11 protein-coding genes are annotated in these 15,507 nt (G+C 35.0%); 4 read left to right on the top strand and 7 right to left on the bottom strand.

The window, feature by feature from the left end:
- The first annotated feature begins 149 nt into the window (after nucleotides 1-149).
- Entirely contained in the window at nucleotides 150-1,115 is a 966-nt protein-coding gene (locus QNJ50_RS09870) for an alpha/beta hydrolase (RefSeq protein WP_300634797.1), read from the top strand.
- Between the two features lie 126 nt (nucleotides 1,116-1,241).
- On the opposite strand, the gene QNJ50_RS09865 is transcribed toward QNJ50_RS09870, so the two are convergent.
- The 3 genes from QNJ50_RS09865 to QNJ50_RS09855 form a co-directional block, all read right to left on the bottom strand.
- Nucleotides 1,242-4,133 carry a pitrilysin family protein gene (locus QNJ50_RS09865; protein WP_300634794.1) on the bottom strand — a complete coding sequence of 964 codons (2,892 nt, stop codon included), beginning with the start codon at nucleotides 4,131-4,133 and terminating at the stop codon, nucleotides 1,242-1,244.
- Nucleotides 4,134-4,348: 215 nt separating this feature from the next.
- Nucleotides 4,349-5,800: a tetratricopeptide repeat protein gene (locus QNJ50_RS09860; protein ID WP_300634792.1), complete on the bottom strand. Its 1,452-nt coding sequence runs from the start codon at nucleotides 5,798-5,800 to the stop codon at nucleotides 4,349-4,351.
- 370 nt (nucleotides 5,801-6,170) lie between these two features.
- Complete coding sequence (locus QNJ50_RS09855; protein WP_300634790.1) at nucleotides 6,171-7,403, bottom strand: serine hydrolase domain-containing protein; 1,233 nt, start codon at nucleotides 7,401-7,403, stop codon at nucleotides 6,171-6,173.
- A gap of 414 nt (nucleotides 7,404-7,817) precedes the next feature.
- Between QNJ50_RS09855 and QNJ50_RS09850 the strand changes: the two genes are divergently transcribed.
- The 3 genes from QNJ50_RS09850 (at nucleotide 7,818) to QNJ50_RS09840 (ending at nucleotide 10,688) form a co-directional block, all read left to right on the top strand.
- A complete protein-coding gene (locus QNJ50_RS09850; protein ID WP_300634788.1) occupies nucleotides 7,818-9,011 on the top strand; it encodes a sensor histidine kinase in 1,194 nt (397 codons plus the stop codon).
- Nucleotides 9,012-9,315: 304 nt separating this feature from the next.
- Entirely contained in the window at nucleotides 9,316-9,453 is a 138-nt protein-coding gene (locus tag QNJ50_RS09845) for a hypothetical protein (RefSeq protein ID WP_300634786.1), read from the top strand.
- Nucleotides 9,454-9,569: 116 nt separating this feature from the next.
- A complete protein-coding gene (locus QNJ50_RS09840; protein ID WP_300634784.1) occupies nucleotides 9,570-10,688 on the top strand; it encodes a DUF2927 domain-containing protein in 1,119 nt (372 codons plus the stop codon).
- 104 nt (nucleotides 10,689-10,792) lie between these two features.
- On the opposite strand, the gene QNJ50_RS09835 is transcribed toward QNJ50_RS09840, so the two are convergent.
- The 4 genes from QNJ50_RS09835 to QNJ50_RS09820 form a co-directional block, all read right to left on the bottom strand.
- Entirely contained in the window at nucleotides 10,793-11,368 is a 576-nt protein-coding gene (locus tag QNJ50_RS09835) for a hypothetical protein (protein ID WP_300634783.1), read from the bottom strand.
- Between the two features lie 648 nt (nucleotides 11,369-12,016).
- A complete protein-coding gene (locus QNJ50_RS09830) occupies nucleotides 12,017-13,591 on the bottom strand; it encodes a TrbI/VirB10 family protein (protein WP_300634781.1) in 1,575 nt (524 codons plus the stop codon).
- A gap of 42 nt (nucleotides 13,592-13,633) precedes the next feature.
- On the bottom strand, nucleotides 13,634-14,233 hold the full coding sequence (locus QNJ50_RS09825; RefSeq protein WP_300634778.1) for a hypothetical protein: 600 nt from the start codon (nucleotides 14,231-14,233) through the stop codon (nucleotides 13,634-13,636).
- 406 nt (nucleotides 14,234-14,639) lie between these two features.
- Nucleotides 14,640-15,443, bottom strand: a complete 804-nt coding sequence (locus tag QNJ50_RS09820) for a hypothetical protein (protein WP_300634775.1) — start codon at nucleotides 15,441-15,443, stop codon at nucleotides 14,640-14,642.
- Nucleotides 15,444-15,507 lie beyond the last annotated feature (64 nt).

Genomic DNA, 15,507 nt, shown 5'->3' with positions numbered 1-15,507 from the left:
AATACAATAAATTTGATATTGTGAAATAGTAATTTAATGAATATAGCTCAACTTTTGACAAAGCTTTTAGGAGTAAATTCTTCAACATAAGCTTTCAAATTTCAGTATATATTTGTGATTGAATTACTATCTTATAAGAGTTAAATATTGTGCAGATTCCAATTAGATTTTTGATTTTATTGGTTACTACTAGCTATCATGCGATCGCGACTATGTTTGATAACATAAAATATAAGCCTCCAGGTCAATTAATTGATGTTGGTGGTTATAAACTACATTTATATTCCCAAGGTGTAGGAAATGTTACCGTTGTAATTGAGCATAGTCTTGGTGGACTTGACGGTTATTTTCTTATTGAAAAAATTGCTAAAATCACGCGGGTTTGTATCTACGATCGCGCAGGGTATGGTTGGAGCGAACCCAGCCCCAACAAACGTTGTAGTGAAGAAATTGTCCGAGAATTAGATACTCTTTTGAGTCGAGGAGGGATTGAACCTCCTTACATTTTAGTTGGAGATTCTTTTGGTAGTTATAATGTTCGTCTATATGCCCATTATTTTCCAGAAAAAATAGCAGGAATTGTACTGACAGATGGGCTGTATGAAACAGAAATGCTAAAAATGTCACCCATGCTCATAGGGCTAAAAGTATTTTTCATCTCTGGGTTTTTGATGTCTATTATAGGTTCCATATTAGGCATCATAAGATTACTATCAAATATTGGTTTATTTGAATTAATGAAAAAAGAATTACGTAACTTTAATTATCAAATTTTACGAAAGGTAAAACGCTCTTTTTATAGTTACCAGCACTGGCTCACTATGTATCGAGAAATGTGGAATTTGAATCTAAGTGCACATCAGACCAGTAAAGCAAATAATTTAGGTAATATTCCTATTATTAGTATTAAAGCTGCCACATTTATTCGGCGAACTATCTGGAGTTTTTATATGCCGTTAAAAACAGCCGATCGACTACGAGAAAAAATGCACACTGAGCTTTTACAACTCTCAAATAACTCTATTCAATTGCAAGCAGCAAAAAGTAGTCATTTTGTTTGGGTGGATGAACCAGAAATTATAGTAAGTGCGATTCAACAATTATTACAGCATTAATGAACGGCATTTAGACATGTTTTTGTTAGTTATTGTCTGAACCCCGTTAAGTTACTTACAGGAATTTTTGATTAATAGTAATCTAAAAAATCAATACCAAAAACATATCTTGAGAACATCGGATATTTAATCACCATCTACTGTCACTACAATCATTTTGTCTGGATCAAATAGATTCTTTGCAACTTGATTGACTTCTTCCCAAGTAACTCTTTGGATGTCATTGGGTATTTGACGAATAAATTCAGGTGGATTTCCAGATATGTGGTTGTTAACAATGATGCTTGCTAGCATGTCAGGATCTGTTAAAGACAGTTTATAGGAACTGATTAAACTTTGTTTCGCAGTTTCAACTTCCCCTTTAGTAACACCTTGTTCTTGTAGATTTTCGAGCACCTTCAGAGTACTACTAATGACTTTCTTAGTATATTTTGGCATTGTTTGCATTCTGATAGCCAAAACTCTGCTATTCATTGTGGAGTGAAAATTACTTTGAACCTTGTAAGTTAACCCTTGACGATAGCGAAGTTCACTTCCCAAACGGCTACACAATGGATTTCCAGCAATAATATTATTAAGTATCAATGTTGCGTAGAATTGGGAATCGTTCGAAAGTGTAATGGGATAGCCTATGATAATCAGAGACTGAGTTTGACCGGGAACAACTTTACGCAAATGTAAGGCTTTATCGGGAGGTGAGACAGGAGGTAAATCCGACCTCAGTTTATTGTCACTACTTTGCCAGTATCCTAGTACAGTTTTCAAATGTGTTTTTACTTCTGAAGGGTTAAAATCTCCTACTAGAGCTAATATTGTTCTATCGGGTCGATAGTAAGTTTGGTGAAAATTGACAATATCCTCTTCAGTAATTGCCTTGAGAGTTGCTTCAGTGGGAACATGATGTAATGGATGATTTTCTGGGTAGATTGCTTGTGCAAAGGTTTGTTCGGCTACTAAAGCAGGATCGCGACTGATAGCGTTGAGAATAGTAAGATAAGATTCCCGGTAAAATTCTAAAGGTACTGTTTTAAACGTAGGATATTGCAAAAAATCTGCTAAGTTTTCCATTAGGAAAGGTAGATTCTCTGCGATACTTACACCATGAATTTTTACCCCTTCTCGATCTGGTTGTAATTTGAGTACTATTCCTTTTCTACTCTCAAGCTGTCGTATGCGTGAGATTGATGTGATAGATACCTTCATTGCTGTCAAAGTAGCTAAACCAACTTTTTCTCTGGGTTCAAATTCTTGTCCCGCGCGGATAAAACCACTTAGAGAAACAGATGGACTACTGGAGTCAGGTAACAGCAAAACTTGTAAGCCATTAGGTAAGGTAAGCTGTTCTGGAATTGGTTGTTGATGATTGTTACTTGGAGGTGGGAAAGATGGTAAATATTGAGCTACTTCTGCAAGAGAAAAAGGTTTTTTAGGAAGAAAGTCTTCAGTTGTGCGATCAAAGTTAATATTTTTCGGGTTACTTGCTCGTTTTGTTTTTTGAGTTGGTTTCAAAAATCCTACTGTACGATTGTTTGGATTAAGATATTTATTCACCACTCTTTGTACATCAGCTGTACTTACTCGATCTATTGCTGCTAACATTAAGTCCGGATAGCGATAGTCACCTGTAAGCGCTTGATTGTAGCCCAATAGAGTTCCTTGGCTGTGAATATCTCGGTATTTGAGGATATAGTTACCTTGGATTTGCCTTTTTGCGATGTTGACTTGTTCTGTTGTCACCCCTTCAGTTTGTAAATATGCGATCGCCGATTGAATAACTTTTTCAATTGATTCTAGCTGCCGATCTGAGTTTGTTGTTACCCACAATATATACGATCCTCCATCACTCCAGATAGTTTGATCCCCCATAACATTATCAGCCAAACCTAAACTGATTAAAGCTCTTCTAAGATAGGAATTTTGACCATAAGTTAAGATGTAATCCACCACTAATAATGCAGGTAAGTCGGGATGGTTAGGTTCTGGTAAAGGATAAACAACCCCGACCGAGGGAAATCCCCCAGGTTCTCGGCGAATTATAACTTTGGAAGAATCAGTATTGGCAGTTTTGGGAGCTATCGTACCTGTTATCCTACTTGATTTTTCCCCATTTATCTGTTTAACCGAAGGAATCTTACCAAAGACTTCTTGAATTTTTTTAAGAGTCGGTTCGGTTTTAAAATCCCCAACGATGACTAGAAAAGCGTTGTCTGGTCGGTAGTTTTGGCGGTAAAAATTACGTACTTGCTCAGCAGTAATTTTTTCAATATCAGACTTTGTGGCGCTCATACCATAAGACTGATTGGGAAATCCTGCTTTCATCAGAGAGTTGTATAAGCGGTAGTAAGGATTATTCTCCGTACCTTGGATTTCGGCTATGACAATTTTTTTCTCTTCAGCAAGTTCATTTTCATCAATTATGGAATTCTCCATGCGATCGGCTTCTAAAACCAACAAAGCATCCAGTTTATTCGACTCCACATTAGCAAAGTAAGATGTAAATTCACGAGTAGTAAAGGCATTAAATTCACTACCGAGGGCTGCGAACAAGTTGCTAAATTTAACTGGACGTTTTTTTGTTCCTCTAAACAGCATGTGTTCCAGGAGATGAGCTACCCCCTTTTCTCCAGGTGCTTCATCGCGGGAACCAACTTTATACCAAACTTGCATTGTAACTACTGGTGCGGAATGAACTTCTTTTGTCAGAATGGTCAGTCCATTTTCTAGCACTGTCTTACGGACTTGGGCAGTAAGATGGGATTGTTTTAATGCACGCGATCGCAGGTTTGATGATTTCTGAACCTCATCCCGAGCGGTACGATTTAATTGGGAAGAATTTACCGGATCTGAAAAAGATTCTTTAAGCTTTGTTAATGATTCTGCTTTGACTAGGGCTATAGGTGTTTGTGTTCCTGTCACCACTATTGCTGATAATAATACTGCTGTTATTCCTCGCAACAGACGTTTTTGAATTATTTTATGATTACAAAATAAGATTTTGTTTTGTGTTGTTATTTTCATTAACTTTACCTACCATAATTATTATTTTGAATAGTTTTTCCTTCATGAGTCGCAAGTAAGTTCTATATTTCGATAAAGTAAATTTTGCCAAACCAAAGTTTGACAAACAAAATATTCAATCTAACATTCTGGGGGAGGGGTGAAAGAAACAAATCATTCCTTCTTCCCCTCTGTTATTTATTCTCTCTATAAATTGAGAGTAATTTGGCTGTTGTTCAATGAAAATTTAAAAGTTTAATTTGATAACGAGCAGCTATATACTCGCTATAACCAAAAACTTTCATGTCCAAAGTTTTCTGGAAATATTCACGAGCTTTACCCTTATCACCTACAAGTAAATATTGATGTGCTATATAGAAAAATGCCTCAGATTTATGACATTTGTGTTTGGTTTTGCTAATCAATTCTGATTTAGAAAGTTTACCTAAATGGAAATTCAACAAATGTAATCGCCATGGTTTTTCTGCAAAGATTTTTGCATACTTTTTGAGAACTTTTTCTGCCTCTTCATCCTTACCAATATGCTTAAGAGCAAGATGATAATCTAAAATTGCATATGGATTGGGTGAATCTTCCTGTTCAATATACTTTTGATATTCTGGGATTGCTCGTTCAAATTTATTTTGCAAGAAGTAAGCAAGAGCTAGTGAACTACGTGCTAGCGGAGATGAAGGTTCTTTGTGTAGAGCCTCATTCAATTCTTTAATTCCCTGCTCGTAATCTCCAACATGTAACAATGTGGATCCTAATCTTGCACGGGTGTAGTGGGTATCATATAAATTTACTGCTTCTTTGCTTTCTTGAATTGCTAGGTTATATGCTCCCCGATGGATATACAAATTACTCAACCCTAAATGTGCATAGGGATGATTTGGTGCTAGTATCGTAGCCTCTTTATATGCTTGAATCCCCTGGGTAATCGCCCGATCATCCCAACAATTTTCTGCCCGGTGAATATTATCTTGATGAATATCCCCCAGTAATAAATAGTTATCGGGATCCCGTGGTTCTAGCCTAATAGCTTCTTTGACTTCCAGCAGAGCTAAATCATTCTTATTCTGGTAATAGTAAATTCTTCCCAGAAGTAGATGATAGATTGAGACATCTGGGTGGATACGAATAGCTTTTCTGAGTTCATTTATAGCTTGATTTTCGTATTTTACTTCTTCAGGAGTTCCAGTTTTATCTGCACTGATTCTATAGTAGACAAGAGCTGCTAAAAAAGAAGGATGAGGAATATTTTTTAGTTGTTTTGGTTTCAGAGAACTCTGCGAAATTGCCTGATATTGTTCATTAAGTTCGCTAAATAATGTTACATCTCGCTGTTGTATTGCTTTCTGGCTTAGCAACATATACAGAAGCATATTAGCAGGAAGAAATTCTGATTCGATCTGAACTGCCTTTCTACCCTTCTCAATTGCCAAATCTAAATAACGTATTTCTTTAGTATCACTATATTTATTTGCATATGCTGCTGCTAATCTAAGATTTCCTTCTAGGCTATTGGGTTTATGCTTTAGGAAACGTTCTATTTGCTCAATAGTTTCATTTACGTCCTCAGCAAGAGCTAAATATGAGCTATTGAAAGCAGGAGAAATCAGTAAAATACTAGTTAAAGTATAAATAAATATCTTCGTGAGATTTTTTCTGACATGAGTCCTTGACACGACCTTACCTCCACACTAACTGTCAGGACTAATATCAAGTCCGGTTGAATAATTACCACTGATTACAACCGTGGAGAAGTCAAGATACTGAAATTGGAAATAACTTTATGATTATCGCTCAAACGGATTTGATATAAATAGTTCTCTATACTTAAATTATAAATATGTATTTTCGTTTTGTTCGGTAAATGAAATAGTTCTTAAATACCGATATAGCTTCCTTATCAAAATGTACTGAACTTCTTTACACCTGCTTACAATTCATAGAACTTGACAATAATACTCTTACTTTTTTTCAACAAATAAAATACTAAAATAATTGCAGTAAAAACTTTAAGCAATAATCAATATTTCAGGATTTGTAAAATTATTAATTTGCATAATCTGGAAGTGTTCGGAATTCTTCCTTTAAGATATTAATCCCTAAAGTCTCACCGGTTTGAGTCCCATAAAAAGTTTCCTTACCAAACCAACCTTGATCGATACGGTTAGAGAGTACAACCACCAGGGTATTATTAGAATCGCCATACTTTATAAATATGGCATTTTGCGAATCAGTCGCACCATCATGGGAAATCATTTTGCCATATCCTGGCATTTCTTCGATCGCCCATCCATAACCGTAGTAGCTTTTTCCATCTTCATTTTCTTTGATATGAGGTGCAAACAACTTCTTAGTGGATGTTCGAGAAAGAATCAAATTCTTTTCCAGAGCAATATTCCATAAATAGAGATCCTCTACTGTCGTTAATACACCACCGAAACCAAGTAATCCCCAGTAAGGACCAGGTCGTTTTGCAGCAGAACCAAAATCTTTTCCATTTGCATAACCATTTGCTACTGTCACTTGGGACCATTGAGGATCGTTATAAAAACCCGTATTAAGCATATTAGCGGGCTTAAATAAATTATCTTTTAGATAATCTTGAAAAGACTTACCAGAAACAACTTCAACAATTATTGCAAGTAACCCATAACCAGTATCAGAATATAAATATTTTGTTCCTGGTGAAGTTTTTAATCTAGCTTTGAATACTAGTTTTTGTGCTTTTTGACGGCTAAGTTTAGCAAAATCACTGTTAAATGCATATTCTGGAAGACCAGATGAATGGGTTAAGAGTTGATGCAGAGTAATATTGGCTTTATCTGAAGGAACATCATCAAAAAATTTAGTTAATGTATCTTCAACTTTTAATTTTCCCTGTTCTTCTAGATGTAGAATAGCTGCTGCTGTAAATTGTTTTGAAAGAGAACCTGAATCGAAAACTGTTTTAGATGTAATAGGTATCCTGTTTTTCCGGTCAGCTAAACCATAACCATTTTCCAAAATGATTTTGTCATTTTGACTTACGAGTACTGCACCTGAAAAACCATTTTCTTTAAGTCGTTCCATATACGAACTGATTTGGTATTCCAGTCGTTCTGCAGTAGTTTTTTTTGTCTCAATACTGATAAATTTATTATTGTTTAAGCCAGTCTGATTTTTTGAACTAGTTTGATTCTCAAGCGGATTATTTTCTTGGAAACCACATCCATATAGCGGAGCAAAAAAGCTGAAAAAAATCACGAATACCAACTTAATAAAGTAGGATTTTAATGCCATTTTTATTCCAAAACCTAATTTACTTGGTAGTTATTACTGACAATATCAACGGACCATGCTTTAATCTAAATTCAAATTTATGTATAGTCGAATTTAAATAGTAAGTAAAATATGTATTTACATTATAAATATTTAAATAAATCCTCCTTAAAAGTAGGGTCAACAAGGAGCAAAAATATGAAATAGTTTATTACTCTAATTACTTGATTAAAAGTACTCAAGATGTAAATAGGTAATAATATAATTTTGCTTAAAAAGTTATTTAAAAATAACTAAAAGTATTAAAGCATAAATTTATTGGTTAGTATATTGTCTAAAGTAATGAATAGTTATGACCTTAGTCATACTATAAGCCCTATAAATTTATGCACGATAGCAATTAATAATTTAAGAATCCTGTGTTCTAGGTTTAGCATGATTGATTTAGTAAAAACACCTGACTCTATTCGTCGAACTGTACGCTATATAGAATGGACTTTGATAGTTGTATACTTTTTATTATTCTTACTAAATCGCCGTGATAGCAACTACTATTCCCAAATAATACCCACTTATGCAAATATTATTTATCTAACTTTCTGCTTATTTTTAAGTTTTATATTTCCCATTAATCACCCCAACTGGCAAAGATATATTTATATATTTTTAGAAATAACATTTATTATTTTAGCCAGAGTATTTGGAGCAGACTTTGAAATCTTACTTTATCTTGTATTAGTCAAAAGTTGTTTTCTTGTAAATAGAAAAAAAGTTATTGTTATTGCATTTGTATCAGGCATATTTTGGAATATCGCCCTAGGTTTGAGCTTACCTGATATATTAAAATTTCAGTTCAAAAATATTGACAAAATTCTCAATGAACTCTCTGACACTAATTTTATTATCATCAGGAGTATAATTAACAATACTGGTGTTTATCTAGCTGCGAGTACTTTTGTTATATTATTTAGTTTTGTGATATTAGCAGAACAAAAAAGTCGCCAACAGGCAGAAGAATTAGCAAAAAGAGTTGAGAGTCTGGCTGCAAATTTAGAACGTAACCGTATTGCAAGAGAAATTCACGATTCATTAGGTCATTCTTTAACAACTTTAGACGTACAGCTAGAACTTGCTCAAAGATTATACGAGCAAGATCCAATCAAAGCAGCCAAATCTCTAGATATAGCAAAAGAATTAAGTAGTCAATGTTTAGATGAAGTGCGACGTTCCGTGCAAACTATGCGCCAGTCAAATTTTAATTTGAGCGAAGCACTCAAGACATTAGCGCAAAAAATAGAACGAAATCAATCCTTTGTAGTGCGAGTAAATGTAAAACTACCATACTTACCCGTTCAAATTAGTCATCAACTTTATTGCATTGTTCAAGAAGGATTCACAAACATCCAAAAACACGCTGAAGCTAAGTTAGTTACTCTGAATGCAAATACAGATTCTGATGGAATACTCTTGGAACTAAGAGATGATGGTCGAGGTTTTAATGTTGATGCACATCATACAGGTTTTGGATTGCGAGGAATGCAAGAAAGAGTAAGCATTTTGGGTGGAGAATTGACAATTAAAAGTTATCCCGAACAAGGGACAAAAATTCTGGTTTGGATTCCTGTTTGAGGATTTTAGCAAGGAAGAGTAATATATGTCACCCTTATAATTCCTCAATAACTTTAGAATGGTTCAAAACAAAATAACTCGACTAGAACTTACGTACTTATCAGCAATTTTTAATGTTGGAATTTCTAATATTCGGAAGTTGTGATTTTATGTGCGTAAATTTTCGCTAATTTTACATCTTAATGACTGCAATTACCTTGTATGCAGACAATTTTTGTTAATTACAAAACAAATTCATATTGGCTGTGAGTATAAAGAAATATTCTCATTTTACCTGTACATTCATAAAAAATCTGGAGTATAAATGGGAACTACTAATGATACACAAACATTATTTCAGAAAGTCAAAGTCAAAAGCGATCGCTCACAGAATATATATTTGATGTTCTTCATACAACAAGGTTTCCAGAAAATACAGAAAAATGTATTTGTCAAGGGCTAAAGTTCTAAGGGCTAAAGTTTTGGATCTTTGATTATTTCAAGTTTTAAGTAACAAGGTTTGGGTGTCATCAGAGCCAGGTTTCCCATATTTCCCATAATTGAATTTACATAGGATTTATGAAAATAAAGCAGATTTTTGTCTCTGGGATTCGTAATACTCTTGCTTTGAGCATCGCATCGACCACAATCGGAGGAATAATATTAGGGATTGCAATCTCTTCCTCTGATGCACAAACAGCAGTTCTCACTAGTAAAAATCCTACAAGTCAGATAAATCTTCGTTTAGCACCTAGCACTCAATCCGATGCTGTTGACTATGGTAGATCTGGCGATCAGATAACCATCCGCAATAATACAGAGGGAACGGATGGTTTTATTTGGTACTATGTCAAGTTGCAGGAAACTGGTATCACAGGTTGGGTCAGAGGTGATTTAGTTGCAAAGGGAAAGCGGAATAAAAGTATTCAAAACAGAAGGAATATGATTCCTATCCCACCTGAAAATTACTATGGAATAAATAGACACGAAATAAATGTACAAGCAGCAAATAGTAGCTTTGGTAGAGGAGAAAATACTTCGAGATATACACAACCAACAGTAAGTATTTATAGAAACGAGCAAGATTATCAACAAGCTTACGTTACACCAAAAAGATATACAGCCGAAGAAATCAATTATTTTCTTGAAATTGCACTTGGAGCTGAATTTTCTGCAGGTTCTAACCTGATTAGAAAATGGGATAGGGATTTAAGAATCAAAATCACCGGTTCTCCAACCTCTGAAGACCTTAATACTTTGAGAAGTGTAATTTATGAGCTGAATAATTTAGTATCCGGAATCAAATTGAGCATAGTTGACGATAAACCGAATGTGAAGATCCATTTTGTTCCCGTATCTCAGTTTCAGCGATATGAACCTAATTATCAACCAGGAAACTATGGCTATGCTTGGACTAACTGGAATCAAAATCATACTATAAATAGCGCAAACATTTTGATTGCGAGTGCTGGAGTCAACCAAAAAGAACGTTCCCACTTAATTAGAGAAGAATTGACCCAATCTCTAGGACTTCTGAGAGATTCTTATAAATATAAAAATAGTATTTTTTATCAACCTTGGACTGATACAAATAGATATTCTCAAATTGATAAAAAAGTTATACAAATACTTTATCAACCACAAATTCGTCCTGGGATGAATAAATCACAGGTTATAAACTTTTTTAAAAGAACTTAAGAGTTGACAATAAAAAGAATTTAATAGGACTATTTAGTTGTTGTTATTACACTAATAGTTACTAATATCAATCCTAGCTTCATTAAAGATTTATTGCGAATAGCTTACAGATCGATTCGCACGCAAGGATTTTCGCTGGAAGATGGAGGATCGGGAAAAACAGCCATAGTATTGTATTCTGGCATTCCGTCTCCATAAATTACTCGGAAAGTATATAGTTTTCTTTTACCTCCTCCTTCCGTAATCACAGTTAATAGAGTTTTGGAATCATCAATTCTAGGGGGAAGACCGGGAATATCAAGTTTTGGGATCCGTCGCATGTGAATTACAGTAGCTGCTGAGTTTTCACAATTTCCTGTTTCTTGTCCAGCAATATTTACACACATGGGACCATCAAAGTCTAATGTGACCTGTGAGATGTCATCTATCCAAACTCTTTGGATAACTTCATTCGTAGGAATAAAGCTTAAGTTTGTACCATTTTGGTACCAAACTTTTACAGTGGGTATTGCTCCTCCCAAACCCTGTGCTTGACATGAGAAAATGGAGCGAAGGACAGCATTATTAGCAAATACGCGATTGGTAGTGCACAATCCTACTATTAAAAAAAAGAGAGATGTTAATGGGAGAAAATAAGAACTTTTGACTATATTCCGGCAAAAATTAATGTGTTTTTTCATCGGTGTGATCTAGATTCTACCCTGTATTTTTCTAGTTGTTATTTCCCAAGCATTTAAGTCAGTGAGGTAGGGGATAAATAATGAAAACCATATATCAAAATGTTTAACTCCCTATTCCTAGCTCTTGACTTTTGTTATTACGGCGTGACTGCAGTTCGTATTCTGCTGTGTTTTCTTAATAATTATTTTTTAAGCTAGAATTTTCATTAATTATTAAATCATTCCGTAGGGGCACACCAAAGTGTGCCCTAATTGGCAGCATACTTCTTTGTGTGTAATATCATGTCGGCTTGATTAGCAATAAAAAAATATTTGTTTGTAGTTGCGCTATGTCCTGACGGAAATGCTAGCTTCAATAGCACAAAAATAAAGCTATGAGGCTAAAGCTCAACTACCAACCTTACCGTAAATATTTTACTGGACATGATATGACTCCTTTATTCAGAATTGAACTTCCTTAGAGGATGTTTCAAAAGTCATATTATTTACCTAATATATCTTGGATCCCCCTAAATCCCCCGCTGTATTGGGGGACTTTTGCCCCCTTTTTAAGGGGGTTGGGGGATCTCAACAGTGAAAATTAGTAATAAACAATACTTTTAAAACATCCTCTTAAACAATAAACCCAAATTGCCATAGCACTACAAACTACAACGAAACTTCTTGGTTGACATAAACCTCAACTTCTTTACCTGCTTTGAGAAACCAGATATCACTTTTTCGACTCATGCGCGAAATTGCTTGTTGGTTGCGACGAGTAACTTGGGGAACTAAACTTCTCATCCCACCTTCTAAAATCCCAGCGGTGATGTTGGGATCGTTATTGTTAGTTTCTGAAAAAACAGCACCTTCGTCACGAACAATTCTAGTTTCAGTACGGTTAAATAATTGAGCTGCTCTTCCCAATCCACCCAAACCAAATGTTAGCGCATCCCTTCCAGCAATTGATGAACCCTTGTTGGGATAACTCTTAGCCATTAAAGGTTTACCTTCAGGAGCGCGAATTGTTAGAGCATTTGGTGGTAAGCTTTTTTCAATTAATTCATCTTTATCCTTAACTAACAATTTGGTGACATTAAGTCGCATTAAACCTCTGTCTGATATAGAACTCACTTGAGTGAGAATTTCGCTACCTGCGGGTACTACAACCTCACCATCTCTTGCTTTTAGTGGTTCTTCTAAACGTACAACAAATACATTGCTGTCTGTACTGGAATTATCATTGTTTCTGCTGTTTCTACTTCTTCTGCGGGATTTTGTTGTTTCGCCAAAAATAGCAGTTGCAATTACACCTTCAGCACTACTACCAACCACTGTACGTTTACCACTTCCCGATCTTCTTTGACTTGCAATTGATGTGCTTGGTTTTGGCGTTACATTTGATTTAGGACGACTTACGAGGGGTTCAACTTTTCTTTTTGGTGCAGATGCTGTTTTGACAGTACTTTGCTTGCTAATATCTTGATTTACCATCCCATAACTACCCAACTTCGCCAATTTTTGCCATTTCTGCATTGGATCTGGTGTTGCTTCTGGTTCTGGGGGTGGAGGTTCTGGAAGTGCAGGTTGAGTTTGATTAATTTCAACTGGTCGGGGTTCTCGTATGATTCGGGTAATAACTTCGGGTGGAGAAATATTTTGTGTGGGTTTGGGGGGAGTTGGTGGTGAAGGTTTATTTACAACTTCAGATTTTGGTTTGCTTCTTCTAAGTTGTTGCTGTGCATTTTTGACTGCTTCTGCTTGTTTTGCAAGTGCAAGTTTGGTTTTGAGTGTATCTACTTCTGTTTCCAGTTGTTCAAGACGATTTGGGGTTTTAACTGGAGGTGGTTGAACAGTAACATTTTTTTTAACTTGGTGTTTTCCACCCCCACCCATAATTTGTGATAAAAACCCTCCAGCAAATAGGACAGCAACTAAAGTACTAGCACCAACTAAACCAGCTTTAGCAAAAGGATTTGCAGACAGGGGTTGTTTGGTACGAACTGAGGTTGGATCTGGAGTTTCTTTGCTGACTTCTATTAATTGGTTTTCTGATATCCCTTCTGTTGGGGATATTTCCTTGATTTGGGAACTGGGTGGTGTTACTTCTTCTTCTAACCCAACTAATTTTGCGATACGCGATTCCCATTCAGAAATATCTGTATTTGAAGGAGAATTATCAATATCGTTCACAGCTGAATTTCGGGAAGATATAGAGGTAGAGATTTGATTTTTTTGCTTCATAATGAGTTCTTATTGATTTATTTAATTTCTTATTTGCTTGCTTTATATTTTTTTACTCGTAGAACATTTTTTATCTTTTAGTTCGCAGATGTTATAAATTTCTAGTCTTGCTTCCCGTAAGCCACTAATTGCTAACTTAGCTGGTATCCCTGATTGATCTGCAGCGACTTTAGTTGTTTCTATTGCTCGTACAAAAATTTGTTTATTAAAAGGAATAGAAGTACCTGTTTTTTCTGCACCTTTAAAAGTTAAATGATTTGCATAAATATCGACTTTCCAGTTCCCCTGACTAACTTCTTCTGGTTGGGATATTCTTGCGATCGCTAAAACATTTTCTGTATTTCGCAAATTCCTATCTAACCCATAGTCAAAGCCTATATTATTATTCTTAGAATTTAATTTTTGCCTCAAATCTTTACTTAGTAGTGGAGAAGTTATTTCTTTAATTAAGCTTGGAGGTAAATTATTGGAAGAAGTCAACATTAAAGTCATAGCTTCACCCACAAAGCGACGAATAGTTTGTTGATTGCGTTCTAAGTTACCGGTAGCAGCTACCGCAATTGTTCGACCATCAACTAATTGAACTAAAGTTTCCGGCAAGGTTTTACGTTTTACCTGCTGCAACATTGTGTTATGGAACATTAATATTAGCACCGTTAACAAATGTAAGCTAAAAGTTCCAATTACAAATAAAGGGATAAGATTATTGTTATTTTTTTTAGGATTTAAAGAACGCATCTGATATACTCCTATCGACCCAATTTTTAAGAATTTATAGTAGTAAGTAGTAAGTAGTAAGTATATGGCTAGGAGATTAAATTTTACTGAGAATAGAACAGGAAACAGGGAAAAGGGAACAGAGGTAAGTAAAAATTATCTAGAACAAAAACTTAGTAATAATCTTAATAAGAATAATCATATTAAACAAAATGCTTTGATTTTCAGTGACTCAGATTTAAATAAATAAAACTTCAGTTAAATAAAACTTCAAGTAAAACTTAAACTCAAACCCAGAATCAAAATTTAAATATTGATGGTAAATTTGAAACTAAAATTTCAATTTACAGCGCAACCATCTTTGTTTAGCGGTTTTATCATATTCATCAGTAAGACATAAATCGCGAATTTCATAGATTTCTAAACTATCCGAACGCACGCTATAAATAGCTTGTTGTAAATCCGTAATTTGTTGTGTCAAAGGATGTTTAAAACTATCTATTGATTGCACTATTACATCTTTATTAAAAGGAACTATAACTTGTTTGCGATCGCTACCTTTGGTTTGGATTAAATTTGCAACAATTCCTACTCGCCATTTATCCGGTGCAATTTTTTCTGGAGGATAGATTTGAGTAATATCTAACTTGGCTGACATTTTTCGTTCTGGTCGGTCGGAAAAGACTTCAGGTGGAGTCATCTCAGCAATTTGGCTTAAAAAACCTTTACGAAAATCCTCTGCGAATGCAAAACTAGCTAACCAACTACTAGTCGCAACTCTTTTAACACCTCCAGATGGTGTCTTAATTAAAATTCCCGAGTCAGATTGAGGTCTTGAAACTTGTTCAATGGTTTGGGGAGGTAAATTTCCCGACCAATTAAACATTGATACCATTGTTTTGCTAACAAATTGGCGGATTGCTTCTGGTTCCCTAACCAGAGGGTCGATAGTTTTTATCGGCTTTCCATTGACTAATTGTACGAAAGTAGGCGGTTTTTGTAGACTTAACTGTCGAACAGTCAATCCTTGCGAAATTAAAATAAGTAAAGTCAATAAATGTAAGCTGAACGTTGCGATCGCAAATACAGCCAGAACATTTACTACTTGTTTTTTTTGTTTTAGTAGTTGCACCATTTTGATTTGGAGTTGGGGACTTGGTACTAGGGATTGGGGATTGGAGATTGGGGACTGGAGATTG

Source organism: Mastigocoleus sp. MO_188.B34, from assembly GCF_030065675.1.
Taxonomy (GTDB): domain Bacteria; phylum Cyanobacteriota; class Cyanobacteriia; order Cyanobacteriales; family Nostocaceae; genus Mastigocoleus.
Note: the sequence above shows the minus strand (reverse complement) of the source record. Positions and strands in the feature narration are given on the sequence as shown.

Bases quoted from the DNA above. Each gene is read 5' to 3' on its own strand.
- QNJ50_RS09865 (WP_300634794.1), bottom strand. From the start codon at position 4,133: ATGAAAATAACAACACAAAACAAAATCTTATTTTGTAATCATAAAATA.
- QNJ50_RS09855 (WP_300634790.1), bottom strand. From the start codon at position 7,403: ATGGCATTAAAATCCTACTTTATTAAGTTGGTATTCGTGATTTTTTTC.
- QNJ50_RS09850 (WP_300634788.1), top strand. From the start codon at position 7,818: ATGATTGATTTAGTAAAAACACCTGACTCTATTCGTCGAACTGTACGC.
- QNJ50_RS09845 (WP_300634786.1), top strand. From the start codon at position 9,316: ATGGGAACTACTAATGATACACAAACATTATTTCAGAAAGTCAAAGTC.
- QNJ50_RS09840 (WP_300634784.1), top strand. From the start codon at position 9,570: ATGAAAATAAAGCAGATTTTTGTCTCTGGGATTCGTAATACTCTTGCT.
- QNJ50_RS09835 (WP_300634783.1), bottom strand. From the start codon at position 11,368: ATGAAAAAACACATTAATTTTTGCCGGAATATAGTCAAAAGTTCTTAT.
- QNJ50_RS09830 (WP_300634781.1), bottom strand. From the start codon at position 13,591: ATGAAGCAAAAAAATCAAATCTCTACCTCTATATCTTCCCGAAATTCA.
- QNJ50_RS09825 (WP_300634778.1), bottom strand. From the start codon at position 14,233: ATGTTCCATAACACAATGTTGCAGCAGGTAAAACGTAAAACCTTGCCG.
- QNJ50_RS09820 (WP_300634775.1), bottom strand. From the start codon at position 15,443: ATGGTGCAACTACTAAAACAAAAAAAACAAGTAGTAAATGTTCTGGCT.